The following is a 26,142-nucleotide window of genomic DNA, read 5'->3' as shown; positions in this document are numbered from 1 at the left end:
ATATAGTCCCCTGACAATGAGCTCCCACCATAGCTTTACATTCCGGCCCGCCGCGCGTGTCGCGGCGTTGTTGCTGACCTCCGTGCTCGCCGCTTGCGCCGGGCAGGGCGCCAGGCAGGACAAGGACGCCGCAAATTTGCCGGCGGATCCCAATGCACTGGTGCTGGGCGCTGAAATGGCGTTGCAACGAGGCCAGTACCTGGAGGCTTCGCAGGCCTATCTGCGGGCGGCCCAGGCAGCCAACGACGAGGAACTGGCCGAGCAGGCCACGCGGGTTGCCCACGAGCATCGGCAATGGACCGTGGTGCAGGCCGCCGCCGAGCGCTGGCTGGAGCTGAACCACACCAACGAGGAGGCCCGGCGCTTCGCCGCGTTCGCCGCCTTGCATCTTTATAGGATCAACACCGCCGCCGAGCACCTGGGCACCCTGCTCGACACCGCGTTCATCAATCCACAGGCCGGCTTCCTGGCGTTGCTGCCACAGCTGGCGGACGAAGGAACTCCCAGTGGTGTGACCGCCGTGCTCCGGCAGCTGGTCGTTAAGTATCCCGAAGTCACCGAGGCGCATTACGCGCTGGCGCAGGCGGCGTCGCAATCGGACAACCTCAAGCTCGCGATGGAGCATGCGCGCAAAGCTCGCGAGCTGGGTCCGTATTGGGCGCCGGCTGGTTTGCTGCTCGCTCGGATGCAAATGCTGACCGGCGACGCCGACGGCGCGCTGGTCACCGCCAAGCAAGTGCTCGAGCAGGACAATCAGGATTCGCATCGGCTCGAATATGCGCTGATGCTGATGCAGGCGGGCAAGGAGGAAGAAGGTCGCAAGGAGCTGAATGCGCTGGCGACCAGCGAATCCACCGGCACCGTGGTCGAGCGGGCACTGGCCGATATCGATTTCCAGCTCGGCAATCGCGACTCGGCCGCACAGCGTTTCAGCAACCTGGTGTCGAGCGGCCGCTTCGTCTACGAATCGTTGTTCTATCTCGGCGCCATCGCCGAAGGCCGCGATTCCCTGGAAGACGCCAGCCAGATTTATGGCCGCGTCACCGGCGGTGAATTCGCCATGGCCGCGCAGACGCGCCTGGCGAGGATCAAAGCGAAGCAGGAAGGGCTCGAAGCGGGGCTCAAGCACCTCGAAGAATTCGGCGCCACTCGTCCGCAATATCGCATCGACACCATCATCTCCCGCGCCAATCTGCTCAGCAGTAACGGCGACAAGGCCGGCGCGCTGGCGCTGTTGGATCAGGCGTTGAAGGTGTATCCGGATGCGGTCGAACTGCGCTTCGCGCGCATCTTCCAGCTCGAGTCCTCGGACAAAGTGGACGAGGCGATCACGGATCTGCGCAAGCTCGTCGCCGATCGTCCCAACGACCCGACCGCGACCAATGCGCTGGGTTACACGCTGGTCGATCGCACGCGGCATCACAAGGAAGGTCTGGATCTGATCGAACAGGCGCTCGCCGAAACGCCGGATAACGGCGCGGTGCTCGACAGCATGGGCTGGGCTCTGCACCGTGTCGGTCGTCACGAGGACGCGCTGAATTATCTCGAACAGGCCAAGCGTCGCATCAACGATCCCGAAGTGGAGCTGCACCTGGGCGAAGTGCTGCTCGCGCTGGACCGCAAGTCCGATGCGCTGGATGTCTGGAAAAAGGCCAGCGAGCGCTATCCGGAGAATGACGAGCTCAAGCAGCGGCTAGAGAAGTTGAATTGATGCGGCAAGGGTTTTCCTGGCTGGCGCTGGCGCTCGCTTGTTCATTGGCGGCCGGCTGCGTGACCGCACCGAGCGGTCCAGGCACGCCGATACCTGCCGACCTCAAAGACCTCGATCGCTGGCAGGCCCGCGGGCGGCTCGGTGTGTCCGGGCCGGAGAACGGCGGTTCGGGCAGCTTCGAATGGCGTCAGCGTGGCGATGTTTCCAATGTGGAAATTCGCGGCCCCGTAGGCATCGGCGGCGTGCACATGGAGATGCGCGGCCCGGGCTCTGGCTCCGGCGGCAATCCCGATCTCACCTTGCAAACCAGCGATGGCTTGAAGCTGGAATCCGACGCCGCCTGGGCCGAGCTGCAGAACCGCCTCGGCACGTCCGTGCCCGCCGGCTATCTGCGGTACTGGATGCTCGGCGTGGCCGCGCCCGGCGAGCATCAATGGCATGAAGAGAACGAGCACGGTGTAGCCACTTTGCTTCAGGGTGGCTGGCGCATCGATTATCAACGCTACTCCGACGAGCCCGGCGCTCGCGTGCCCATGCGCATCACCGCCACCAGCGGCGACGCTCGCGTGCGCATCGTCGTGGACCGTTGGCAGTTAGGACAATGAACGACGAACTTCTCGGGCTGCCGGAGCCGTGGCCAGCGCCGGCCAAACTCAATTTGTGTCTGCACATCGTCGGCCGCCGCGACGACGGCTATCACTTGTTACAAAGCGCCATGCAACTCATCGATCTTTGCGATGAGCTGCGCTTCTACAAGCGACCCGCCGGCGTGATCGAGCGCGTCGGCGACAATTCCGACATTCCTGCCGAAGCGGACCTGATCGTGCGCGCGGCGCGTCTGCTAGCCACGCGCTATGAAGTGTTCGACGGCGTCGGTATCGAAATCCACAAACGTATTCCCGTGCAAGGCGGGCTGGGTGGTGGCAGCTCCGATGCCGCGACCGTGCTGGTCGCCTTGAATCACTTGTGGCGGCTGGACCTGAAGATCGAGCAGCTGGCGACGGTGGGCCTGGAGCTCGGCGCCGACGTGCCCTTTTTCGTGCGCGGCCATTCCGCCTGGACCGAAGGTGTCGGCGAACGCCTCACCCCGGTCGACTTTCCCGAACAGGTCTACCTGGTGATCAAACCGCAGTCCGGAGTGAGCACTGCGGCCGTGTTTCAGGACCCTGAATTGACACGTAATTCACCGCTCATGACAATACGCGACCTTCTCGCCGGGGGCGGTCGCAACGACTGTGCTCCGGTAGTCCGCAAGCGCCATGCCGAGATCGCGGAAGCGCTTGATTGGCTGGGAGAATTTGGGGAAGCAAGGCTGACCGGTACGGGCGCCTGCGTGTTCGTCGGGATGCCTGACGACGCGACCGCTCGAAGCGCAGCAGCGCGCGTTCCCGCGCGCTGGACCGGTTATGTGGTGCGTGGCTTGAATCGTTCGCCGTTGCTCGATCGGCTGGCGCACGAAGCTGCGTAACTTCCCTCGGGGTTTTCGACTCGCGCGCGAGTCTTGGCTCTTTTTTGTTGGGGCGTCGCCAAGTGGTAAGGCAGCGGGTTTTGATCCCGCCATTCGGAGGTTCGAATCCTTCCGCCCCAGCCAACATCGGTGCTAAAAACAATAACTTAGAAACGCTGCTGCATCCGTTGAGTTCACCTGAGATCCAACAGCGCAGGCGCCAAGCTGGCACTAGCGCACGCCCATGGATTCCGCCGAGTAGGGCGAGCTGGGTCCCTTCGCAGCTGACCGTTTGTCGCGAGATGAAGAAGCGACGCTTGCATCGCGTACCGAAGAGTCCCGCGGGAGAGCCTGGATTGGGGGAATGGCGGGATTCGGGCCCGCACGCTGAATTTTCCCGGCTCCTGCTACGACTATCAGCTCGATGGCCGCTGGCACGATGTTAACGCCAGCGTAAAAATGACCCGCCCCCGCCGAAGTAAAAGTGACTCACCTGGGCGAGGATGATGGCCTTTTGAGCCGTCGAGATGTTGACCCAGGAGCAGCGGTGGAGATTCGGATTCTGGAACGACAAGGTCGCTCGATTCAGCAGGTCATGAGAGAGACAGGGTTATCGCGCAACACGTCTATCAGCACGTCCCACGGGCTTGCTCCGTCGAGAGAATAAGAGAGCAGCTTCTTTGTATCGTCGAGCTGCATTCTTGACGGCTAACGTTCCGCGTGAGCCGCGAGCAAACGGCGAAGCCGTTTGCGAGTCGGGCGCGCAACGCGCGCGTACTTCACGCGGTTTTTAGACGCTTGGTGATGCGAGTAGTTGAAAGACAGCATTGTCTAGATCCTTGGCGCTGCGAAAGGCGCCTTGCCACTTGGGCTTTTTGTTTCCGCAGTAGAGTTCGAGCCAAGATTCTTTGCCGTCGTACACGGCGTGATCGTCATAGCGCGACACCCACGCGGGCTTAGCGCCCCTCGTCACCTCGAATAACGCCCGACTTGGAATCGAGCCGAGCTGAGTCTCCAGGTCGAATGCGAACTCGATACCCGGCCGATCTCGTTCTCCCCGCACTGAGCCTTCACGTGTGTCCGGAATCCCGCAGACCCATGCAGAGATACTGGCCCGGGGATTGCTCTGCGAACTTGAACTTGCAGAACATTTTCAGCGCCTAACGCCCCCGCTGTGCCGCGAGCAACGGCGCTTCGCCGTTGCGAGTCGCACCAGCGGCTTGTTATGCAGCGGTGAGCTTGACCTTGCCCACATTGCCGAGTTTCACATGCTGTCTCGCCTGCCACAGATCATAACTAGACTGCATCGCAAGCCAGCTCTCGGGAGAGCGACCCAGCGCTTTAGAAAGGCGCAATGCCATTTCAGGACTGACCGAACTGCTACCGGTCAGGATGCGATTGAGTGTGGACGCAGATACACCGAGAGTGGCCGCAAGCTCGCGGCCGCTCAGATTGTTCGGCTCCAGGTAGACCGCGGCAATGAACTCGCCCGGATGCGGAGGGTTGTGCATAGTCATCAGTGGTAGTCCTCGTAATCGAAAACGTAGGCGTGTCCGTCTCTGAACTCAAACGTCAGCCGCCAGTTTCCGTTCACCCACACCGACCAACGGTCGCGGTCTTCTCCTTTCAAAGGATGTAGCCGAAACCCCGGGACATTCATATCATCGATTGACTGAGCGGTATCCAGGGCAGTCAACAGCATCCGCAGCCTCTTTGCGTGCGCCGGCTGGATGCCGGCGCCGCTTCCGGACTCATAGAACCTCCTTAGGCCTTTGTGCCGGAACGTTTGAATCATGATTCATTATAGCGTGTTGCGCATCACGCAACAAGACCGACAATCTTAGGCATAACGCCGCGGATGAGCCGCGAGCAAACGGCCTTGCAGTTTGCGAGTCGGGCGCCCGCAGGGCACGAACTCGAAGCCCTTGTTGGGCAGCGCCACTGGGCTGGACGCGTTCAGCACCACGGGAACCACCTCATGACGGTAACGCGCACTTTGGCCGGAGCAAGAAAGAGCAGCCAACCGAAGAAGCATGCCAAACCGATCAAAGCGAGGCGAACCCAACTCGGAACGTTCTGGGCCACGAAGACCGCGAAGATGGCAAGCGCAAAGAAGATCGCAAACACGATGATTGCTGCGACGAGGGAAACACCCCCGCTCGCCTTCGCTCAGCTGCATTGGGAGCTACTTGTGTTCTTCATGCCTGGTCCGATGCCCAACGCCGCAGCTGTGCCGCGAGCAACGGCGCTTCGGCGTTGCGAGTCGGAACCAGAGGCTTGTTATCTGTCATGGCTCAACGCCAGAAGCACGGACGAAGCCAGTTTCCGCGGGCCGCGACGCTGCGGATTTTTGCTCGCATGCCCTTGGCAAGCTTCCAGGAAGATGGCACCAATCGACCCCTCTGAGTCCAACCCCATGACCTCTCGCAGCCTGACACACTCCCGAGCGCTATTGAGCAGACTCTCAGCGTCCGAGCGGAAGAGATGAGCAGGAAGATTTGATGGATTGAACTCCGAGTTCGTAAAGACGCTTGACCCGCTCTCAGCGGCCTCCGGCAGAACATGCAGGAGGTGCTGCCTAAGCTTCTCCTCCTTGGTCGCCAATTCCAGCTCCACCTTTTCAAGCTTTGATGTCTTCATGACACATGACGCCCACGCTGTGCCGATTCCAGGGCGGCGCGATTCCATACCGTGGCCATAACGGATAGCTTCATCTGATGCCTAACGCCCACGCTGTGCCGCGAGCAAAGGCGCTTCGCCTTTGCGAGTCGGAACCAGCGTGATGTTAGATTGCTCCGCGCTCATGGGCCGAATCGCTCGACCAAAGATGCCTTAGCCGCTTCAAGTAGCTGTCCGTAGTTCGGCGAGAAAGGCTGCACCAAGGTCTTCTCAAGATACCCTTCAAGAGCCCACAGGGCATTTCGCTCCGATGCCTCCAAGCCGGATTCGAGTCGCTCCGACGTAAGCAACTCGAACAGTACGAGTGCCACATCATCGCCCAGAGTGATAGTCGTGCTCATGTGCCTTCCAGCAATCTAACATTGCCGCTGTGCCGCGAGCACAGGCGCTTCGCCTGTGCGAGTCGGAGCCAGCGGCTTGTTATGCCCGGCTGCGATACTCACCGATAACCTCAATGAGCCCGACGATGTTGTCATTCAGTTCTTCCAGTTCCTCGGCGGGCACCCACCACTCAGTGTGGTGATCGCCACCGACCTTGTGAACTTCGTAGCGGCTCATGAATGAGCTACTGACCGCAAAGCGAGTGACGTACCCGACGTTGTCATCTTTGACATTCCACCTGCTCGCGATCTTGACCGCGTATCTTTCATTCGTGACCGGATAAAAGATTGGTTGCTCAGGCAATCTCGGCGGCCACCGACGAAATCCGCTGAGCTTCAGCAGCTCCAGCTCCTTGGGGCCAGTCGGCCGGTACATGGTAATCGTGTCTTCCATCCTTCCTACTCTGGGGTATAACTCTTATATAGACCGCCTAAGTGCGGTTGTCCGTGCCGCGGCGTATTTCTGGACACCGAAAAAGTACGGTGTATCCCCCAGCCAGCCTGGCTCCGCTTTCCTCTTTCGTCCCATCTCATCATGACTTAGGCGCATATTGGGCAATTCGCCCAGAAGTAGTACCGCACCGGACTGCGTTCGGTGGCCAAGATAGTGCCGCATTGTTGCCAGCGTCAATCTGCCAGGTCATTGGAGCGAACAAAGAGGTTCTTATGTCGCGTGATTCGCAGGATCGAAACTCGCCGGCTGCTTGACCAAGTGCGTGAGCTGATACGAATCCGCCACTACAGCATCCGTACTGAGCAAGTATATGTGCAGTGGATCAAGAGATTCATTCTGTTCCATGACAAACGCCATCCGCTCGAAATGGGCGCCGATGAGGTCACAGCGTTTCTCAGGCACTTAACCGTGATGCGCAATGTCGCGGCTTCCACGCAGAACCAGGCGCTGAACGCCATCCTCACTGGGGCTGGCAGTATGCTTTCCCTTCGACACGTCGCTCCATCGATCCGCGCTCCGGCGTAGAACGGCGTGATCATGCGCCGGAAGACTCGCTGCAGCGTGCGGTTCGTCAGGCAGTGCAGAGCCGGCATCATCAAACCCGCCAGCGTTCACACGCTGCGCCACTCGTTCGCCACTCATCTGCCCGAATCAGGCTATGACATCCGCACGGTCCAGGAACTACTGGGTCATGCAGACGTGAAGACGACGATGATCTACACGCACGTGCTGAATCGCGGCGGCAGGGGAGTTGTCAGTCCGTTCGAAACTATCGCCTGAGAGGCCCAGATCCGTTTCCGCTCCAGCGGCTAGTCGGCGCTGCTTTGGATTTGACGAGGCGCTTGCCCGCGGTGGCGGCGAAGGGCGCAGTTGCGGATCCGCGCATATTGCGGCCCGCTTTTGACCGTGTGCTTCGACTGGTTCACCGGTTCACAGGCATCCCCGGTGCCAGATTTGGTGCCAGGCACGGGGAATCGATGGGACTGGAGGGGGTGAAAATCGGATCGGATCAGGAAACGCTGATTGCCTTAGTCCTCTTCGCGGGTTCTGATCCCGCCATTCGAGGTTCGAATCCTTCCGCCCCAGCCAGTTCTCCGAACTCACCTCGTTCGAATTTCCCCGTCCTGAGCAAAGATGCGCCTAGGTAGGGGGGGCGTCGCTGAAGGTGCAAATGTGGGCAAACGCAGCGTCCCGGACAGTCGCGGGTTCGATCATCACGGCGGCGCGCACAGGCAGCGACTAACAAATGTTTGCTTGCGCAAAGTGATTGCGATGCCACGACCACACGCCGAGCGCGGGCGCATCGGCCGATTGCTGGGTGCGGTCGCGCAGAACCCGCGCGTGCTCGGCATCGGCATCGATGAAGACAGGACCGCGCGTCGTCTCGCCATTCACGGCATGTGAACGAGCTGCCGGTTGCAGCGCCACCCGCGGGGTGGTGCGATCAATTTGTTTGGATCAATCCACTCTCCCCACCCACGTCCTGCATCGCAAGTATGAGTACCTCACGGCAGCGTTGACACGAATGAGCGCTCGCAATGCAACTGTCGAGGCGAGTCCGGTGACGCTCGTACGCCATGGCGCATGCATTGCAGGCGTCGGCCGCACGGGTGAAAACTTCGAGCAACTGCTCGGCGCTACATTTCGCCGGCTGCTCGGCCAGCGTGGCGGCCGCAAAGCATAGATCGGCACATTCCAGATTGAGGCGCACACACTCTTGCTCTTCCTCGGCGGGACACTCCATGCAGGCGTGGGCGCAACTCGTGCATGCTTCGGCGCAGTCGTAGCAGCATGCAACCGTCCGTGACAAAAAGCTGCTCGGCGTCGCGCTTTCGCTGGCTGTGGAATGATGAGAATCATGAGTGCACATGAAGCATGAATTCAGCATTTCGATCACAGTTCCAAATCTCTGAAGTAAGTCTGGCGTAAGCCCGGCGACGGGTGGAACCAGGCAGAATCCATGGCATTGGATTCAGCATGTCGTAGCCGCGAGCTGAGGCATGACTCGTTCGACGAGCGAAGTTCTTCTGGAACACCAGCGTCTGCGGCGAGGCTGACATCGAACGCGATCTTGCCAGCAACTACGCCAACGACGTTGTGCTCATTCATTCACTTGAGTCATGCGCGGGCTCGATGGCGTGCGCGCATCGGCGCAGCGGCTTTGTCGGCAATTCCAGGTGCCCAATATGAGTATCCGACGCAACATGTGGCCGGCGAGTACGCCCTCTCGACCTGGCGCGCCACATCTCGTAGCTCGCATCGAGCACGGTGTCGACTCGTTCGTGATCCGAGCCGGGCGATCGTCATGCAGACCGTGCGCTTCGAACTGATACAAACATCAACTTGGTGATGTTGCTGACGTACAGTGCGGGCCATGCTCACGGAACCGACTCGATCGGATCGCGTTGCAGATGAGTGACTCACTTGTCCGCCCACCTCATAGGACCTCATCCCGTGGACAATCGCATCGACCACTCTGAAGACCTGCAGGCCACGCCGGAGCATCCCGCGCCTCCTGTTCCAGGGCTGCCGCTTGCTCCGACGCCCGCTGGCCTGACAGCAGGACCCCACAACGATCCGCCTCAAAGCAAGGGCGTCATCGACACCTCGGAAACGTGGCAGAGGCATGCACGAAATGGCCTCGCAAGTAATGAATCGTCGATGGGCGCATCGCGTCGGGCGAGAGGGTTCGTTGAACGTGCGCGCACGCATGCCCTTCCGGCGCTCATTTGCGCAGCCGGTGTGAGCATCGTGCTCTTAGCTCTGCGAAGGACTCGCCGTCATTGAGTTGATCGCAGTCTCCGAGGGAGCGCTGAGACGCAGCGAAGGAAGGAGCCGATCCGGACGGCTCCACCAGCCGCGCTCGACCAGCAAGTGCATGCGCTCCGGCCGAACTCCGGTCGCTATATCACGGATCAACTGCGACAGGGCCGTCGCTTCGGGCATCGCTCCGCGTACATCGAATGCGCCTGCTTCGTAGTAGCCAGCATCGACCCTGAGCAAAGAGTTCCAGTCGAAGCTGCCCAGCAGCGCCCACACTGTCATTGCCCGAAGGTCCATCCCGCCAGCCCGCAGCTGAAGCGTGGCGCTCCAGGCCTCCCAGACCCAGCGCAACTGTTCGTCCGGCGTGCAGCCTAGATGCACCTCGGTAATCGCAATGGGTAGACGATAACGATCCCAGGCATCACGCAGCGCCCCCTTCAGACCCGATATCGGTCCAGGCACCGCGCGCACCGCTTCGATATCTGCGTATGCCTGCCTGCCATTGCCGCCCCAGGTGCTTCGTGGAAACAGGTGCAGCTCCTCGCTCAGATGTCGATCACTGGTGACGTAGTGGTTCACCCCGATCACGTCTGGAGGGCTGGGATGTTCCGAGAAGAACAACAACTGTGCCTCGCTTGCCCCGTTGTCGCGTAAGTACGTCCATAGCGGATGTCTCGGGCCGACCCTGCCACAGAGCAAGTCCCAGGCAAGCCAGCGACGCTCATTGTCGAAGCGTGCCTGGTAGGCGAGCAGCGCCGTGCTGGTGGTATAACCCAGATCGTCCGTCTGTATGAGCTGAGCGTTCGGATTCACAGCTCGAATGGCGCGCATCGCGAGGACTGTGCCCTTGCACTGGTTGATGACTGCCTGTGTAAAGCTCCGAGCGTCTCGATGATGCGGATACCAGATCCCATACAGTGCACTGAATCGAGCAGTGGTCAGAGGCTCGTTGATGGGAACGTATCGTTCGACCCAGGGGTAGCGAGCAGCCACGGCCCCTGCGTAGCTGGCGAACAATTCCGGAAAGCGAGGATCGAGCAGGTGCGTATAGCGTGGCCCGCTGCCGTGATGCATCAGCCCCACGATGGGATCGATGCCAAGCTCACGCAAGCGCCCGAGTCGCTTATCTGGCCACCGCCAATCCGCAGGCTCCAATCTTTCGGGCGCTGTCGTCTCCCATAGCACTGGGTATCGTAAGCGTCGGAGGCCGAGTTCGGCGATCAGATCCAGATCGTTCGCCCGGCGATCGTGTCCGCTTCGCCGCAGTTGATCGTGGAAGGTATCGTGAACTCGATTGACCGTGCATTCGACACCGCCCCAAAGCTCCGGTGCGTCCATATCACAGAGTAGCTCGTTCGGCCACGCCAGGCCCGTCCGCGGCGGCTCCTTTCGAAACGCGGTACGCCGGCTCTTTCGATACGGCCGAGCGACGGACAGCTTCGGCGACCTTCTTGCCGGCGATGAAGGCGTGATCGGAGTTGTAATATTCCCATTCGCTGTAGCGACCTGCGAGCAGGATGCTTCGCTTGAGCAGCCACTGCCGGATTAGCTCCACGTTGTGCTTGCGTACGTGGTCGTAGACCACGTAGGCATACGGCATGTCGACCTGGTTGCGCACCAGGATGCGATCGGATTCAAGCAGCAGCCCGACGCCGATGCAGTCTTTGATACAACGCTCGATCAATGCCTCACCCTCGCACGGCAGGGGCTTGTCGGGAGAGTACGTGATCTCGCAAGTGAGGCCGAAGCCGCCAGGAGGGTTACACAGAGGGCTGGCGTTACCTTGCACGAAGATGCGGTGGAACACCGTGTCTTCGGGATAGTAGATCCAGTGCTTATCCGTCACCTGCTCGCGCGCCACACCGAGATTCACACAGCGCACGGACACATGTCGTAAGCTCCGCGCGGCTGCACGAATCTCTTCGGGCGCCTCCGCGCCGATCATTTCAATGAGTTTCGGCAGCGGCGCCGTGCTCACGAGGTGGCGGTAGCGGTAGCGACTGCCGTCAGTCAGCGTCACCGTATGTGTTCGCGTCGAGACTTTCGAGACTTGCGCGTGCGTGCGTACTTCCCCCTCCAACAGCGGCAGGAAGCCATTCATCAGCGCTTGAAATCCGCCCCTTAGCGGGTAGCCGAATCGGGCGTTTGGACCCACGGGTTTACCCACCGGTCTGAGCGCGCCCTCGATCATCTCTTCGAGATTGGGCAGCGGAACGCGACCGCCGAGCCAGGAAGTTTCCATCTCGGTCAACGGTACGGCCCACAGTTTTCGGTTGTATGGAATCGCAAAGTGCTTGGCGACTCCGGTTCCCCATACCTTGTAGATGAACTCCTCGAAATTCGCGGGTTCGCCGGTCCGGCGTGCGCCGTTCGGCGGATCAGCGAGGCGCGCGGTGCTCTCGATGACGCCATCGCCACAGCAGTCGGTGATGGACTCCGCCTTGCAACTGGCAGTAGAGCTGTCGCCGGGGTCGGGGTTGGTGGGCGCCTTGCCGTCGAGCCGGCCGAAGCGTGCTTCGATGGCGCCGACAATGCATTCCTTCAGCACATCGGGCGGCAGGCCATGCAAGGCGCCCTGAAAAGGATATCGGGTATAGACGTTCTTGCTGAAGATCCAGGCTTCGCGATCCTGCCAATGCACGTTGCTTCCGAGCAGACGTTGATACATCTGGTGAACGTAAGGATCGTTCGAGAACATGATGTGGCCGGCATAGTCGAAAGTGAAACCGCCGTCGATCACCGATCGGCACCAGCCGCCAACGGTTTCGTTCTGCTCGAGCAGCAGGCTTCCTTCGCCGAGATGATAGGCGGCACTCAAGCCTGTCGGGCCCGCACCGATGATGACGGTCGAGTACTCGCGGCATGCGGTGCGAACTTCGGGGCGCGGCGAGGAGCCCTCAATCGTCGCAGGCAGATTTGCCGATGAGCTCGGCTTAGGCGTGATTTCGTCGAGCAAGGCGCCCATCTTCTCAGCGGTCTGCTCCCACGATGTGCTCGCAGCTTGTGCCCGCATGAGCTGCGCGCCCGCCCTGGCCTCTTCGTCACTCATCTGTAGCGCGTGTCGGCATTCTTCAACGAAGGCGCTTCGATCATTTGCGATACGAACGATGTGCCCGTAGGGCTCCACGACGTCGGTAATCGCGGTACTTACGATGGGGCGCTCGGCGGCCATGTACTCGAGCGTCTTGGTCGGGCTGATGAAACGCGTGGCCTCATTTAGCGCGAATGGCTGCAGACACACCTGCCAACCGGCAATGAAGCGCGGCAGATCGTCGTAGGGCTGCTGTCCGAAATAATGGAGGTTGGGGCGCTGGGGCAGCGAACCCGGATCGATCTTCACGACGGGGCCGACCATACAGATCTGCCAATCCGCGCGGGCATCGGCGAGCTGCGCGAGCAGCTCGAGATCGAGTCGCTCATCGATGACTCCGAAGTAGCCCAGGCGCGGTTTCGCCAAGGCCTGCTGCAGGGGATGATCCTCGCCGGGCACGAGCGCGCCTCGAAAGTGATCGGCGTCGACGCTGCTAGGGAAGCAATGGACGTTGTGATGACGATCGCGCTTGGAGCGATACAGGCTCGGTCCCCCCGTGAACACTAAATCAGCGCGCTTCAGCAGCGCGTTCTCCCGTTGCAGCAATTGCCGCGGAGCGTTGTGGAAGGCGGCAAGTTCGTCCATGCAGTCGTACACGACCGCGAGCGGAGTCAGCTCCTGCATCAGCGGCAGAGCCATAGGGGAATAGAACCACACTGCATAGTTCTCGATGTGTTCATCTCGAATCACATCGCGGACCAGCTGTTGGAGCGCAGGAATGTGGTCGTCGTGAAATCCCGCACTCGCGGCCGTCGAGTGGGGGCGGTATACGCGCACGTTAGGTGAAGGCGCGTCGATCACTAGTCCCGGCTCGGCCTGTGCGGGCACGGGTTCCTCGAAGAAATGGATTCGGTAGCGGCGAGCGAGTCGGCTCAGCAGCTGTTGCGGCCGTTGGAACACAAAGCTCCAGCGAAGATGTGAGAAAACGATGATCGATTCGATCGGCGCCGGCAGGGCCATTGGGAAGCTCCTCATCGAGATGCGTGCATGGTATGCGCCGTCCGCTACGTGACTTGGTTCAAGTCAGCTAGTGGTTGGATGCGTGCCGGTAACGCGACGAGAAACAATTTCGTTTCATGCCGATGAAAATTTCTTCCAGATCCAACTTATGTTCTTTGCTTCGCCGCCGGTCCAGGACACACTGATTGGATCCTCAAGGTCCCAATCGAACTCTGTCATTGCCGTCCACTTCGAGGCGCAACGAATGCCGCTGAACAAATATCCCAGACCGTTGCTACGCCGGAGTACGTGGGTCAATCTCAACGGTCCGTGGCGTTTTCTGTTCGACGACGAACTGCGCTTTCGTCGGCCGGCAGACATCGAGCGCTGGCCGCTGACGATCGAGGTGCCATTCGCGCCGGAGACGAGGCTCAGTGGCATCGGCGATACGGGGTTTCACCGACGCTGCTGGTACCAACGCGACTTCGTGGCGAATCAGGAAGCCGGCGGCGGCAGAACCATCCTGCACTTCGGCGCGGTGGACTATCACGCCCGTGTGTGGCTGAACGACATTCCCGTGATCGAGCATGAAGGTGGACACACCTCATTCTCCGTGGACATCACCCACGCGTTGCTGGCGAGCGGTCAGCAGCGGCTTACCGTCCAGGTCGAAGACGATCCTCACGACCTGGAAAAGCCCAGGGGCAAGCAGGATTGGCGCCTGGAGCCGCATAGCATCTGGTATCCGCGCACCAGCGGCATCTGGCAGACAGTGTGGCTCGAGCAGGTGCCGACCTCCTACATCGGCTCACTGCAATGGACGCCGAACGTGGAGCGCTGGGAAGTCGCCATTCATGCCCGAGTGGCGGGAGAGGAACGAAGCACTCTGCGTTTGTCGGTGCGGCTGCAGGCGGGCGAGCAATTGCTTGCGCACGATGCCTACGAGGTGGTGACCAACGAGGTGCATCGACGCATCGCGCTATCCGATCCGGGCATCGACGACTATAGAAACGAGTTGCTCTGGTCGCCAGATCGGCCGACGCTCATCGACGCGAGAGTTCAGCTGCTGAGCGGGGATGAAGTGCTCGATGAATGCGTTTCATACACCGCGTTGCGCTCGATCGGCGTGCAGCGTGAACGTCTGCTGCTCAATGGGCGACCCATCACGATGCGGATGGTGCTCGATCAGGGTTACTGGCCGGACTCGTTGATGACGGCCCCGTCCGATGAGGCCTTGCGCCGTGACGTTGAGCTCGCCAAGCAGATGGGCTTCAACGGCGTTCGTAAGCATCAGAAGATCGAAGATCCGCGCTATCTGTACTGGGCAGACAAACTGGGACTGCTGGTGTGGGAAGAGATGCCCAGCGCGTATCGCTTCACGTCCAAGGCCGTGCGGCGCACGGTGCGTGAGTGGATGGAGGTCATCGAGCGGGACGGGAGTCATCCTTGCATCGTGATCTGGGTGCCCTTCAACGAGTCCTGGGGCGTGCCCGATCTCGCAACTGTACCTGCCGCGCGTGACGCGGTGGCCGCCCTCTATCATTTGACCAAAACATTGGATCCAACTCGCCTGGTGATTGGCAACGACGGTTGGGAGAGCTCCGCGACCGACGTGATCGGCATGCACGACTACGACAGCGATCCGAACCATATGCGCACGCGTTATGGACCGGAGGTGAAGCCGCAGGAGGTAGTAGATCGGCGCTGGACCGGTGGCCGCATCCTGACACTCGATGGATATCCCCATCGCGGGCAGCCCGTCTGCTTGAGCGAGTTCGGGGGGCTCTCCTATGTGGATCCGGAGCGCTACCCCGGGCACACCTGGGGTTACCAGTCCGCCCGAGACAAAGAAGACTTTGCGGCGCGAGTGATTGCTTTGCTGGAAGTTGCGGGGACGACCGCATTGTTCAGCGGCTTCTGCTACACGCAATTCGCCGACACCTTTCAGGAAGCGAACGGACTGCTTTACGAGGATCGCACACCGAAGATTCCGATGGAGCGGCTCGCGGCAGCAGTGCGTGGTGAATCGCATCGGTAAACGTTCTTATTTTGAGGCGGCCATGGAACAGAAATGCTTCGGTGCGCCTCTGTTAGCGTCGCCTCAGCGCTCGTGGATCGAGAGGGCACAGTGACTCGTCTGTTTCGTTCGTTCTTCCAGGGCGGTTTCGAATGTTCCACTCATCGGCGCGCTGACGGCGTGCGGCTGGATTTGATCGCATCCTCCGGGCACGACGATCTCGTGCTCGATGACTATCTGCAGCTGTCCTCCCGGGGCATCTTCACGGTGCGCGACGGGGTGCGATGGCATCTGATCGAGCGCTCACCGGGTGAGTACGACTGGTCGAGCTTCGTTCCGATGTTACGTGCTGCGCACGCCGCGGGCGTGCAGGTGATCTGGGACCTCTGTCACTACGGGTATCCGGATCATGTCGATATCTGGTCGGAGGACTTCGTGGATGCTTTCGGTAGCTTCGCCCGCGAAGCCGCCATTGTCGCGCTCCAGGAGAACGACCCGGCTCCGCTGTTTTGCCCGATCAACGAAATCTCCTACTGGGCGTGGGCCGGCGCTCAAACGGGTCGTATCAATCCGGTGACGTTCGAGAGAGGCGCAGAACTGAAGCGTCAACTGGTACGCGCAAGCATCGCTGCTATTCGAGCGATTCGCAGCGTTGCGCCGGACGCGCGTTTCATCGTGGCGGAACCGCTGATCAACGTGGTCTCGGGCTCGTGCGAGCAGGAACATGTAGATCGCGCCGAGGAATACCGACAATCTCAATTTGAAGTGCACGACATGCTCACTGGCGAGCGAGATCCACAGCTTGGTGGGCGCCCGGAGTTTCTCGACATCGTCGGCGTCAACTTCTATCCGGACAACCAGTGGTATCTGGGCGGAAGTACGATTCCACTCGGGCATCACGCCTACCGCCCGCTGCACGAGATGCTCCATGAAGTCTACCGGCGGTATCGTCGGCCGCTACTGATCTCGGAGACTGGCGCCGAGGGTCGTGTGAAACACTATTGGCTGAGCCAGATCTGCGAAGAGGTACGCCTGGCCATCGACGATGGCTTGCCGGTGCAAGGGATCTGTTTGTATCCCATCGTCGACTATCACGGCTGGGACAATCATCGAATATGCCAGGTGGGACTGCTCTCATTACCCGATGAAGCCGGAACGCGGCGATCCTGCGAGCTGCTGGATCGTGAACTGCGCAGACAGCAGCTTGCGATCTCGCGCACGCGGACCTCAGATCTGTTCATCGAGGAACAGCGTGCATAGTACACACCAGCCGCGAGAAGTGGCACAAGCTCTCGATACCACTGGCGCGGAGTTTCGGCGCCCGCCGCAGCTCGCGACCCCGCGGGCCTTTATCCTGCACTACATCCGTGCGTGGCCGTGGCACTTCGCTGCACTGAGCACGATGGTGGTGTTGGCGGCCACCTCCGCGGTTGGCATTCAATACGAGATGAAGCTGCTGGTGGACGCGATGGCGCGGGTTCCGCAGCAGGTGAATTCGGCGTGGATCGCATTGGCGGTTTTCATCGCGCTGGTAGCCTTCGAGAGCATCATGTGGCGGCTGAGCGGCTGGCTCGCCTGTCGCACCACGATCGGTGTGGGCGTGCAGATCCGGCTCGACCTCTTCGATTACCTCAGTCATCAGTCGATGCGGTACTTCGCCGACAATCTGGCCGGTTCGCTCGGCCATCGCATCACTGGGACTGCCGGCAACTTCGGCGCTTTGACGAACACCATGATCTGGCGGATCGGGCCGCCGGTCGTGGACTTTCTGGGCGCGCTGGTGATCTTCTGGCTGGTCGATTGGCGCATGGCGGTGATCATGGGCGCGTATGTCGTGGTCGTTACCAGCGGATTGATCGTTCTGGGAGAGCGGGGCAGGCCATTGCACAGCACGTATGCTGCCAAGTCGAATGTAGTTGGCGGTGAGATCATCGACGTGATCTCCAACATGTGGGCAGTAAAGGCGTTCTCAGCGCGAGAGCGGGAGTGGCGCCGTCTGCGCGAGCACTTCGAAGCCGAAGCCGGCGCGCAACGTACCAGTTGGATGTACACGGAAAAGGTCAGAGTTCTTTACGATGTGGTGCTGTGGTTCATGGCAGCAGGGATGCTCGCATGGGCGCTGTACCAATGGACCCGCCGGACCATCACACCCGGCGACGTCGTGGTGGTGAGCGCACTGACGTTTCGAATCCTGCACGGCTCGCGCGACGCGGCCTTGGCGCTGGTCGATCTGGTGCAGCAGTTCGGCTACATCGACGATACATTGCACGTGATCGGCAAGGTGCCAACCGTCGTCGACTCGAACGAGGCTCATGACATGGAGCGTCGTCGTGGTTCGATCGAGTTCCGGAATGTGAGCTTCCACTACGATCGGCGTGGCCAGACCTTGCGCGATTTCAGCTTGTATGTGCCGCCCGGACAGAAGCTCGGTGTTGCCGGTCCGTCCGGCGCCGGGAAGTCCACGCTCATCAGCCTCATGCAACGTCTCTACGATGTGCAAGACGGCGCCGTGCTCATCGATGGTGAACCCGTCGAACGCATCAAGCAGGACAGCCTCCGTGCGTCGCTGTCGGTGGTGCCTCAGGAAATCAGCTTATTTCATCGCACAGTTATGGAAAACATCCGCTTCGGTCGGCCGGAGGCCACCGATCAGGAAGTCTTCGAAGCAGCCAGTGCGGCGTGCTGCGATGAGTTTGCGCGGCGCCTGCCTGACGGATATGACACCATCGTGGGCGAGCGTGGTGTGAAACTGTCCGGAGGACAGCGTCAACGCATTGGAATCGCTCGCGCCTTCCTGAAGAATGCTCCCATTCTGATCATGGACGAGGCAACCTCCGCACTCGATACGGAATCCGAGATGCGGATCCAGCGCAATCTGATCGAGAAACTACAGGGGCGCACGGTGATCGCAGTCGCCCATCGGCTCTCGACGCTGGTGGGCTTCGATCGCATCATCGTGATCGTCGACGGCGCAATCGTCGAGGAAGGAACGGCCGCCGAGTTGCGAGCTCGTAATGGCGTGTTCGAGAAGTTGTGGCGCTTGCAAACCGAGGGGCTTGCGATCACCGGATCGAGCCAGCGCCGCCGTGCGTAGCTCGCAAGATCTCGGCGAGGGGCGCGCATCAAGCACAGATGTAATCTCGTTTCTAGCGTGGGCGCTTGCCACGCTCGCGATCACGGGCTGGCTCCCTGCGAGTGAAGCAGAGACTGCCTCGGCGATGCGACCCGATTCGGCGCTCACGGACGCAGAGTTCATTGCGATGGTCGGAGTCATGGATGAGGTAGGACGACGTGCTGCGCAGGCCGCGATCGAACATAGCCAGCGTGCGGAAGTGCGCGACTTGGCGCAAGCGCTGCTCCGATCACACACCCGAAGTACCGAACAAATCATCAATGCGGCATCCATCGCTGGGCTCGCTCCCCCCATCGGGGTGTCCAGTGCAGGTGCGCGCGACACTCTCAGCTTGATCGAGGGCACCGCGCCCGAGCGTTTCGACCTGGTTTGGGTACGCGATCGGACGGCTGCGTATGTGCGTGCGAGAGCGATCATGATGAGGTGCATGGATGAGTGCACAGTCGAGTCAGTGCGAGCAGCGGCGGACGCAGTGCTCAGGACGATCGAGGAGGACCTGCGCAACTGTTACGCCGTCGGGCACTCCCTCGAGCAGGAGGAGGGAGATCGGATCCAAGAGGATATCGACGTACCTGCGCGGTGACAGCAATGGCCAAGGACGCACCGCAGTTCATTGACCCATTGTAACGACCCAGTGAAAACCTGCTCAGGGGTTAATCTATCTGGAGAGACACTTGAGCACATTGATGGACGACGAGATCAAGCGTTGGACGGAGCCTACGGCGAGGCGATGCTGGAGCTAGGTGCCCGAAAAAAATTGCAGTCCCTGCTGGGCGAGGACGAGAAATGATGCACCCATGATCGTCAGAGTCATGCGTCACATGCTGAATCGGTGCGTCGCCCTCGATGATTTGGCGCAGTGTGATCACAGCGCAGTTCGGCGGTTGATCGAAGGGCCACTGTTTCATACAGACCCAACGCCGATTGCTCACGCGCGTGCGTCTTCGAACGTCGCGTGCAGCACCTTGTTAGCCGTACACCCTTGACCAAAGCAATTGCCCTCAGCGAGTTCGTCGATGTCCGCTGAATCATGGTGAAACAACAAAGTGCCGAGTTTTCGATTTCCTCGCACCAACGCCAGCATGCTAAGAGCGCTTTGCAGCGTTAGCGAGTCCAATGCCCCCGTCAGATCCTGAAGCGCCAACGCAACGATTTCTTGCAAAGCCGCTTCATAATCATGTCGAAGCCAGCTCGGTATGGGCGGATTAGCCTTGCGATGACGCTCGGCCTCAATCACCCCCACCAACCCGTATACATTCCAATCTCTCTTTTCGGCGCTCTTAGCTATGCGAACGATATGTGGCACGGCGGCATAGGAAGCGACATCCACGTCTCCCTGATGATGGAGGTGATCCCAAAGCTCACTCCCATGTGTCGTTTCCGGCTGCAAGTCCCCTGAGTGCTGCTGACGCGTCGTAAACGAGGCGGTAACCACCTTTTAGTTCGCGCCAACGCTGATCATCTAAGGAGATCATGTGCTCTCTCGGCTAACGCTATTGCTCAGGCGCGCGCGTTTCGCGCGTCGCGTGCAGTGATCTGTTGGGCTCATCCATACTTTGCCTCCTCTTCCTTGAGCTCTGGCGGCAAGTCACCCCATTGTTCTCGGCCGCGTTTAAACATGACACGCAGCGAGTAACCGCCAACATACCTCTTTGGGTCTTTCGTATACACCCAATCCTCAATTTCGCCGATGGCGTGTGCATGTAGGCGCTCGAGCCTGCCAGTATGTGAGACCGGTGGCGTCAAATACCGAACGTGTATCGTGGAACCTTGCACGCGAAGCAGGTCCGCCCACAAATGCTCGGTTTCACCTGAGTTAGAAACGAAGGGAATTTTGACCCGCGTAGAGCCTTCCTCACCGTTGAAGAGGGAGAGCATTTGCGGAATTGATTCCGCGGCCTTGCGCCGCGCCTCGATCATCAACGGATCATTGTTATCGATCGCCAACGGTGGCATTGCCGATCGATTGCGACCAATAAACCACCACCACGCAATCCTCACGATGATGATGCCTACGACGATTGCAATGAGTGTCTTCATTTGTTGGCCCAACGTTCGCGTTCAGCCGGAGCCGCGTCTTCGCGGCGATCGGCTGCAACGCGTTGCTGGGTGTCTTTGGGGTGATGGCGCATCATTTCGCAAGCCCGCGCAGAATGTCGAGCCGATTGGCCGGTGCATTCGGCGCCAGAAATTCCGGAATTGTTGTTTCCGTTCTTCTGAGCCGACTGAGAATACAACAGGCCACTCCGTAATGCGCTCTTCTTTGACGTGAACGTATTGGCCAGGCTCTGCCTCGGAAATGTATTCACGCCTGCAGCACCACCGCAGCGGTTCTTCAGCGCCGTTGATTTGCCGCGAGCAGTCTCATGCGTCCTCATAGGTCGCGAACGCGTAGTAGTAGTCGCTTCCATCCGCTTCGTCTGGTGCTCCACGCTCAGGATGACACCAGACGCGATACTCGAGGACTTCGTCCCACACATAGCCACCACCTGCCTTCGCAGAAGCTGGGTATGTCCTGACTAGCTTGCGTCGAGTACGTTCGGGCACTGCATGGATTCTAAGACACCCAAAGCCGCCGCTGTGCCGGAGCAAAAGCGCTATGCTATTGCGAGTCGGAACCAGCGGTTTGTTATGCCTGACTTCGGCTAGACCAATCATCCCAGTAACCTTTGCAGAGTTCGCTCAATTCTTCGATTGAATAGCCTTTTCCGCCTTCGTCCTCGACCTCGGCACGGAGGCAATGGAAGTGCAGTTCCCCGCCACAATACGGGAGGTCGGAGGAGCGCTGATTGCAAACGACTCTAATCCCCTCTTCGCTCAGACTGCCCTCGAGTATCTGGAGATCGGTATCGAAGATAGCCGGGACATCTGTGAGCACGACCGGATCCGATCTCAGATCACTTGGCCACGTGGAGAAACGGACGTTGCTCGCACCAAACAGCCGGACCTTGAACTTTCGAAACTCTGGATCTACTCGCTCTGCCAAGTATTGAATCTCCACTTCCAACGTCAGATCGTCTCCATCAAGAGCGAATGAGCTGATCGAGCCATCGTGAAAGATGGAGAAGATGTCTCGAACATTCTCCAATCCTTCAATGTTCATGGGCATAACGCCCCCGGCTGAGCCGCGAGCAAAAGCGCTTCGCTTCTGCGAGTCGAGCGCGCGGCGCGCGCGAACTCCAGCCGATTGTTAGGCCATGTCTTTGACGAGTTCAAGTTCCATGCCATGATTGGACGCATCCGTCCTGAGAACATTGATCAGTCCGCTAGCCGCACTTGAAATGGGGTGAGCGCATGAAATAGATATTCTGACGGGTGATTCCGTCCCGAACTGCGATCGAAAGTCTTCGCTCACCGCTTCCCGCAAGTGATTCTCTATTTTTCGCCTCAACAACCCTGGTGTCTCTGGAGAGTCATCAAGCGGGCCACTACGGACTACAACAAGATCTACGCCGCCATCTAGGCGCTCGCCGACGATGTCGAAGGCGTCCAGATTTTCGATCGGCGGCTCGAAGTCACTCATGGCGCCCTGCCTGGCCTAACGTGCCGGCTGAGCCGCGAGCAAAAGCGCCTCGCTTTTGCGAGTCGGGCGCGCCCAGCGCGCGAACTCCAGCCGGTTGTTTGGCTTGCTGCTCATTCGGCTGAAACAAGCAGCAGCTTAGTAGCCATCGGCCGTGAGGCGAAATGCCATGCCATCGAATTGCTCATCGCGGGACAGAACGATATCAACCAATGCACCACGGTTAGGCGAGCCGTAGGTTACTGAGAATGAGCCATTCTTGATCTCAAGCTCCCCCGGGACGCCTCTCCCTGGAAGAAGACAGTTGAGCACCCGTTTGACGTTGTAGCCAGCGAACTCCGTTGAACTGTTCTCCACCAGGTATGCGCATAGCTTCTTACCGGGCTCATAGTCGTTATGCTCGCATCGCTTGGCGCCCATGACGATCTGATCGCCTTCGACCTCTGCGCCCCAAAACGTGTAGAGAGTGAATGAACGGCTCACCTCAGGTTTGACTGAAGCCAAGAAGCTACTCAGTTCCCCGCACAGGCGATCCTTGCGCTTTGGGCCGGCATCGGCCGCGAGCAAAGGTGCGCCCGCAAGAAAAAGAACCAGCAAGGCTTTCGGAGTCATCATCTGATGGAAAGCACGACGAATGAGGTGGCGCTTCCCATCGTGAATACCAACGTGGCCAGCGCGAATAACAAAATCGTCCACATCCACCATCCGTGCTCCTTCCTGATGGCCAAGAAGAGGGCACGATCACTCTCCCTCATCTTCTGAATACGCGCGCTCCTTCCGGTTTGAGCGTGAGCTAATCGCTCTGCACGAGCAGTGGAGTAGCCAGCCATTCTGCGATCTAGGAATGGCTTGAGGTAGGCGGACACGAGATTGATCGCGATCCCAACTGTGACGACCGAGACCCACCAGGTGGGACTCGTCAGAGACTGAAACAGCTCGTTCATATGCTTCTTGTCATTCTGGATGCGTGAGGGCTAACTCCGCCCATCACGCGCGTGCGTCTTCGGGCGTCGCGTGGATGGGCTTGTTAGGCGAGTTCGATACGCCACAGCCCACTTTCACCTCGCTCCACGTAGTACCCCTCCATGATTCTAGAGCCCGGGAACATGTGCAGCGTCGCCTCGCCCTCGGCTTCTGTGCTTTTAAGCCTGAAGTGGCCCGTGCCGATTTCCGTTCCGCTATAACGGACCGGGCCGTCATCCTCGTCGTAGCTGACCTCAATGTGACCATCTCCCATTCGGACTCTGCATGGCCGGTCTCGATAAACCGCTCCGCTGTACCAGACAGACGTGTACTTACTATTCGGCCACGATAGCTGAGTCATTGTTGCTCCGATATGTTCTCTGCCTAACTCTTATAAAGCCCGCCTAAGTGCGATAGTCCGTGACGCGGCGCATTTCCGGATGCCGCAAACATGCGGTGTATCCCCCTGTCGACCCGGCTCGGCCTGCCGCTTCCGCTCGATCTCTTCAAGACTTAGGTTACTTATCACGCAATTCGCGCAGAAATACGACCGCAAGCGATTCCGTCCGGCGGCCAAGATAGTGCTGCATCGTTGCCAGCGTCAATCTGGCAGGTTATCGGATGAACAAGGAGGATCTTATGTCGACTGATTCGCAGGAGCGGAAATCGCCTCGGCTGCTTGGCCAGGTGCGTGAGCTGCTACGAATTTCGCCACTCATTCGCTCGCATCAGGTTATGACATCCGCACGGTCCAGGAGCTTCTGGGCAATGCAAATGTAGAGACGACGATGATCTACACACACGTGCTGAATCGCGGCGGAGAGTCGTCAGTCCGTTCAAAACGATCCCGAGAGGCCCCAGATCCATTCCGCCCCCCGCGGCGGCTCGGCGCCGCGGCTTTGGATCTGAGGAGGCGCTTGCCTGCGGTGGCGGAGAAGAGCCGCAGTCGCAAGATCGCGTACCCTGCGCCCCGCTTCGATCGTGTGCTTTAGCTGGTTCGCCGGTGGCAGCTTTGGTGCCAGCCGCGGGGAAACGATGCGACTGGAGGGTGCCGAAAATGGCTCGGATCAGTAAGTTGCTAGTTCGTTAGTCTCGGTCGCGGGTTTGACCCCGCCATTCGGAGGTTCGAATTCTTCCGCCCCAGTCAATATTTACGAGTCGGTTGCCTTTCCTGAGATCTTCCGGCGCTGGCACCGGGCCGGCACTAGCTGGCCACGATCGCTGGAGGTGCCGGACCTACGTCTGCGCGGCTACTGGTTGCAACAGGGCGGCATCTTGGTGAGGCAACGAGTGCAAGTTCATAGGAAGTGACTGCCCGAAGACTTGCACCGTAACTGCACCACCAGACTATGTCATCGCCCACTATCGCATTGTTCAAGCGACACAAACAATGGAGGCCATGACGTCTCCCGAATTGCAGCGGGACAAGTTTTCGACTACAAACGTCGAGTCGAGCAGGCGTATGGATACGCGCTCGGTCTCGCGGGTAAAGCGAATGACAAGGGAGCGGAAGCGAAGATTACGGAAGATATGAATACTGTGATCTCTGAGGCCGAGAGTCTCCATTCGTCGCACCAGGTGGTGCGTTAAACGTGCCAGCTTCCAAACACGGCAGTTTCATCAATCGCAACCGTGGCTGGAGCAAGCACACCGTGGAGTTGTTGGTGAAGTGTGTTGTGCCTGCGAATCTGGAGCAGCCACTGCTCAAGAAGTACACGCTTCAGTAGCTTCGCATGACAAGCGCGTCAAATTCGCGGGCTGCGCCCGCACGACGGGCAAAGCGAGGCGCTTTGGCCGGTAGATACGCGCAGCGTTGGGCTGAATGCAACGGGAGACAAAAATGCGAGACTTAGCGCCTGACATCGTTCGTCAGCGGCTGCTGATCGAGGGTTACTACTCGATCGATGTGGATCGCTCGGCAGTGGAGAAGTACCTGGTCGGTATCGCTGCGCATTTGGGCCTTCGAACCTATGGAACTCCGATCGTGCATGCACCTGGTGGTGCGGGGAAAGATGACAATGAGGGCTTCGACGCGTTCATTCCGCTCATAGACTCTGGGATCTCGCTCTACGTGTGGTCGAGGAAACGCTTCTTTGCAACGGTGCTTTTCACATGCAAGAGCTTTGATGTCGCGGCGGCTTGTCAATTCACGCGCAGCTACTTTGGAGCCCAGGAAGTGGAGCATTGTCCGTTTTGATCATCGAGGCCCAACGCGCTGCGCGCGCCCGGCTCGCAGGACGAAGCGCCCTTGCTCGCGGTACAGCGTGGGCGTTGGGCATAAGATTAGGAGGGCGTAAATGGAATCCCCAGACGTGATCCTCAAGCGGTTTGAGACACCTGACGAGACGCGGGTGCTCGTCAAGGGTAAGTTCGAGATCGTTCGGCTGGGCGGTATGACTATCGGTCGAGCCACCTACGAACCGGGCTGGAAATGGAGTGAACACGTGGGTCCCACCGTTGGAGCAACTCGCTGTTCCGTCGAACACGTTGGAATGGTGTTGTCCGGCTCGGCAACAGCGGCATTCGACGACGGCACTGTCATTGAAATGAAAGCGGGGGAGTTGTTCTACATCCCACCCATTCCTCACGACAGTTGGGTGGTTGGCAGCAGCCCTTACGTGTCCCTGCATTTTCTTGGTGCTGACCACTATGCGAAAAAGTGAGTGCCCGACAATGTGCTCCACGCGACGTGCGAAGACGCACGCGCCTGAGCGCAGACGTTAGCGCATGAACAGGAAGCTCTTAGGTTTCGTCGTTGCTCCCTTTGCGTCGGCAATGATAGGGGCGCTCTTCTTCGGTATCAGAAGTAGCAGCGTGGATGTAGCAACTTCTGCGTTATCGTTCTTGGCTTTCAGCGGGTACGTCGGCGCGCTCCTGATCGCACTCCCAGCGGTTCTGCTCTTTGAGCGGTGGCGGTGGACGAACTTTCCGGCCCTGGCTTTGCTCGGTGTCGCCTCTGCATTTCTACTCTCGCTTCTTACTGCTTTGATTCTTCCGCCCGGTAGGAATGTGACATGGATACAGGGGTTCGCTAACTTGTGCTCG

Annotated in this window: 23 protein-coding genes, 1 tRNA gene and 4 pseudogenes; 16 read left to right on the top strand and 12 right to left on the bottom strand. The window is 59.6% G+C overall.

The window, feature by feature from the left end; translation table 11 throughout:
• Positions 1-16: 16 nt before the first annotated feature.
• The 4 genes from JM946_RS00230 (at position 17) to JM946_RS00215 (ending at position 3,302) form a co-directional block, all read left to right on the top strand.
• Positions 17-1,711, top strand: coding sequence for a tetratricopeptide repeat protein (locus JM946_RS00230; protein WP_203165131.1), 1,695 nt, complete (start codon positions 17-19; stop codon positions 1,709-1,711).
• Positions 1,711-2,316, top strand: coding sequence for a lipoprotein insertase outer membrane protein LolB (gene lolB, locus JM946_RS00225; RefSeq protein WP_203165130.1), 606 nt, complete (start codon positions 1,711-1,713; stop codon positions 2,314-2,316). Before JM946_RS00230 ends, lolB begins: the two co-directional genes overlap by 1 nt.
• On the top strand, positions 2,313-3,179 hold the full coding sequence (gene ispE / locus JM946_RS00220; RefSeq protein WP_203165129.1) for a 4-(cytidine 5'-diphospho)-2-C-methyl-D-erythritol kinase: 867 nt from the start codon (positions 2,313-2,315) through the stop codon (positions 3,177-3,179). The genes lolB and ispE overlap by 4 nt, the downstream gene beginning before the upstream one ends.
• 48 nt (positions 3,180-3,227) lie before the next feature.
• Positions 3,228-3,302 (top strand) — tRNA-Gln (locus JM946_RS00215).
• A gap of 1,079 nt (positions 3,303-4,381) precedes the next feature.
• Here JM946_RS00215 and JM946_RS00210 read toward each other — a convergent pair.
• The 5 genes from JM946_RS00210 to JM946_RS00195 form a co-directional block, all read right to left on the bottom strand.
• On the bottom strand, positions 4,382-4,675 hold the full coding sequence (locus JM946_RS00210; RefSeq protein WP_203165128.1) for a HigA family addiction module antitoxin: 294 nt from the start codon (positions 4,673-4,675) through the stop codon (positions 4,382-4,384).
• Positions 4,675-4,953 carry a type II toxin-antitoxin system RelE/ParE family toxin gene (locus JM946_RS00205; RefSeq protein ID WP_203165127.1) on the bottom strand — a complete coding sequence of 93 codons (279 nt, stop codon included), beginning with the start codon at positions 4,951-4,953 and terminating at the stop codon, positions 4,675-4,677. Before JM946_RS00205 ends, JM946_RS00210 begins: the two co-directional genes overlap by 1 nt.
• A gap of 485 nt (positions 4,954-5,438) precedes the next feature.
• Positions 5,439-5,798 (bottom strand): hypothetical protein, encoded by a 360-nt coding sequence (locus JM946_RS29910; RefSeq protein ID WP_218042529.1) that lies wholly within the window; start codon positions 5,796-5,798, stop codon positions 5,439-5,441.
• A 161-nt stretch (positions 5,799-5,959) separates the two neighbouring features.
• Complete coding sequence (locus tag JM946_RS00200; protein ID WP_203165126.1) at positions 5,960-6,178, bottom strand: hypothetical protein; 219 nt, start codon at positions 6,176-6,178, stop codon at positions 5,960-5,962.
• 79 nt (positions 6,179-6,257) lie between these two features.
• Positions 6,258-6,611 carry a hypothetical protein gene (locus JM946_RS00195; RefSeq protein ID WP_203165125.1) on the bottom strand — a complete coding sequence of 118 codons (354 nt, stop codon included), beginning with the start codon at positions 6,609-6,611 and terminating at the stop codon, positions 6,258-6,260.
• 279 nt (positions 6,612-6,890) lie between these two features.
• On the opposite strand from JM946_RS00195, the pseudogene JM946_RS31130 reads away from it, so the two are divergent.
• From JM946_RS31130 to JM946_RS00180, 3 genes and pseudogenes are all read left to right on the top strand, one after another.
• A pseudogene (locus JM946_RS31130) lies at positions 6,891-7,451 on the top strand (phage integrase N-terminal SAM-like domain-containing protein).
• Between the two features lie 504 nt (positions 7,452-7,955).
• Positions 7,956-8,039, top strand: a pseudogene (locus tag JM946_RS31470) (cyanophycinase); the annotation flags it as partial.
• A 157-nt stretch (positions 8,040-8,196) separates the two neighbouring features.
• Positions 8,197-8,355: a hypothetical protein gene (locus JM946_RS00180; protein ID WP_218042528.1), complete on the top strand. Its 159-nt coding sequence runs from the start codon at positions 8,197-8,199 to the stop codon at positions 8,353-8,355.
• A 1,073-nt stretch (positions 8,356-9,428) separates the two neighbouring features.
• Here JM946_RS00180 and JM946_RS00175 read toward each other — a convergent pair.
• Both JM946_RS00175 and JM946_RS00170 read right to left on the bottom strand, forming a co-directional pair.
• Positions 9,429-10,772, bottom strand: coding sequence for a family 1 glycosylhydrolase (locus JM946_RS00175; RefSeq protein ID WP_203165121.1), 1,344 nt, complete (start codon positions 10,770-10,772; stop codon positions 9,429-9,431).
• Position 10,773: 1 nt separating this feature from the next.
• Positions 10,774-13,485 carry an FAD-dependent oxidoreductase gene (locus tag JM946_RS00170; RefSeq protein WP_203165120.1) on the bottom strand — a complete coding sequence of 904 codons (2,712 nt, stop codon included), beginning with the start codon at positions 13,483-13,485 and terminating at the stop codon, positions 10,774-10,776.
• 244 nt (positions 13,486-13,729) lie between these two features.
• Here JM946_RS00170 and JM946_RS00165 point away from each other — a divergent pair, with 244 nt between their 5' ends.
• From JM946_RS00165 to JM946_RS31460, 5 genes and pseudogenes are all read left to right on the top strand, one after another.
• Positions 13,730-15,502 (top strand): glycoside hydrolase family 2 protein, encoded by a 1,773-nt coding sequence (locus tag JM946_RS00165; RefSeq protein ID WP_203165119.1) that lies wholly within the window; start codon positions 13,730-13,732, stop codon positions 15,500-15,502.
• Between the two features lie 90 nt (positions 15,503-15,592).
• A complete protein-coding gene (locus tag JM946_RS00160) occupies positions 15,593-16,741 on the top strand; it encodes a glycoside hydrolase family 1 protein (protein ID WP_203165118.1) in 1,149 nt (382 codons plus the stop codon).
• Positions 16,742-16,760: 19 nt separating this feature from the next.
• Positions 16,761-18,575: an ABC transporter ATP-binding protein gene (locus JM946_RS00155; protein ID WP_407700496.1), complete on the top strand. Its 1,815-nt coding sequence runs from the start codon at positions 16,761-16,763 to the stop codon at positions 18,573-18,575.
• Positions 18,496-19,197: a DUF4142 domain-containing protein gene (locus tag JM946_RS31465; RefSeq protein ID WP_407700487.1), complete on the top strand. Its 702-nt coding sequence runs from the start codon at positions 18,496-18,498 to the stop codon at positions 19,195-19,197. The genes JM946_RS00155 and JM946_RS31465 overlap by 80 nt, the downstream gene beginning before the upstream one ends.
• A 129-nt stretch (positions 19,198-19,326) precedes the next feature.
• Positions 19,327-19,404: pseudogene (locus JM946_RS31460) on the top strand (DUF1153 domain-containing protein); the annotation flags it as partial.
• Between the two features lie 138 nt (positions 19,405-19,542).
• Here JM946_RS31460 and JM946_RS00145 read toward each other — a convergent pair.
• The 5 genes from JM946_RS00145 to JM946_RS00125 all read right to left on the bottom strand — a co-directional run bounded on the left by JM946_RS00145 (position 19,543) and on the right by JM946_RS00125 (position 22,839).
• The gene (locus tag JM946_RS00145) at positions 19,543-19,944 is read right to left on the bottom strand and encodes a hypothetical protein (protein ID WP_203165115.1); all 402 of its coding nucleotides are present in this window, start codon (positions 19,942-19,944) and stop codon (positions 19,543-19,545) included.
• A gap of 215 nt (positions 19,945-20,159) precedes the next feature.
• Positions 20,160-20,654, bottom strand: coding sequence for a DUF2314 domain-containing protein (locus JM946_RS00140; RefSeq protein ID WP_203165114.1), 495 nt, complete (start codon positions 20,652-20,654; stop codon positions 20,160-20,162).
• 589 nt (positions 20,655-21,243) lie between these two features.
• On the bottom strand, positions 21,244-21,717 hold the full coding sequence (locus tag JM946_RS00135) for a hypothetical protein (RefSeq protein ID WP_203165113.1): 474 nt from the start codon (positions 21,715-21,717) through the stop codon (positions 21,244-21,246).
• An 87-nt stretch (positions 21,718-21,804) separates the two neighbouring features.
• Positions 21,805-22,137 carry a hypothetical protein gene (locus tag JM946_RS00130; protein WP_203165112.1) on the bottom strand — a complete coding sequence of 111 codons (333 nt, stop codon included), beginning with the start codon at positions 22,135-22,137 and terminating at the stop codon, positions 21,805-21,807.
• Between the two features lie 135 nt (positions 22,138-22,272).
• Positions 22,273-22,839, bottom strand: a complete 567-nt coding sequence (locus tag JM946_RS00125; protein WP_203165111.1) for a hypothetical protein — start codon at positions 22,837-22,839, stop codon at positions 22,273-22,275.
• Positions 22,840-23,801: 962 nt separating this feature from the next.
• On the opposite strand from JM946_RS00125, the pseudogene JM946_RS30095 reads away from it, so the two are divergent.
• From JM946_RS30095 to JM946_RS00110, 4 genes and pseudogenes are all read left to right on the top strand, one after another.
• Positions 23,802-23,930: pseudogene (locus JM946_RS30095) on the top strand (tyrosine-type recombinase/integrase); the annotation flags it as partial.
• A gap of 759 nt (positions 23,931-24,689) precedes the next feature.
• Positions 24,690-24,824 (top strand): hypothetical protein, encoded by a 135-nt coding sequence (locus JM946_RS30850; protein ID WP_269140857.1) that lies wholly within the window; start codon positions 24,690-24,692, stop codon positions 24,822-24,824.
• A 113-nt stretch (positions 24,825-24,937) separates the two neighbouring features.
• Entirely contained in the window at positions 24,938-25,294 is a 357-nt protein-coding gene (locus tag JM946_RS00115) for an S-adenosylmethionine decarboxylase (RefSeq protein WP_203165110.1), read from the top strand.
• A gap of 100 nt (positions 25,295-25,394) precedes the next feature.
• Complete coding sequence (locus tag JM946_RS00110) at positions 25,395-25,760, top strand: cupin domain-containing protein (RefSeq protein ID WP_203165109.1); 366 nt, start codon at positions 25,395-25,397, stop codon at positions 25,758-25,760.
• Positions 25,761-26,142 lie beyond the last annotated feature (382 nt).

Source organism: Steroidobacter gossypii (assembly GCF_016801985.1).
GTDB lineage: Bacteria > Pseudomonadota > Gammaproteobacteria > Steroidobacterales > Steroidobacteraceae > Steroidobacter > Steroidobacter gossypii.
This window is presented reverse-complemented; position numbering and strand designations above follow the sequence as displayed.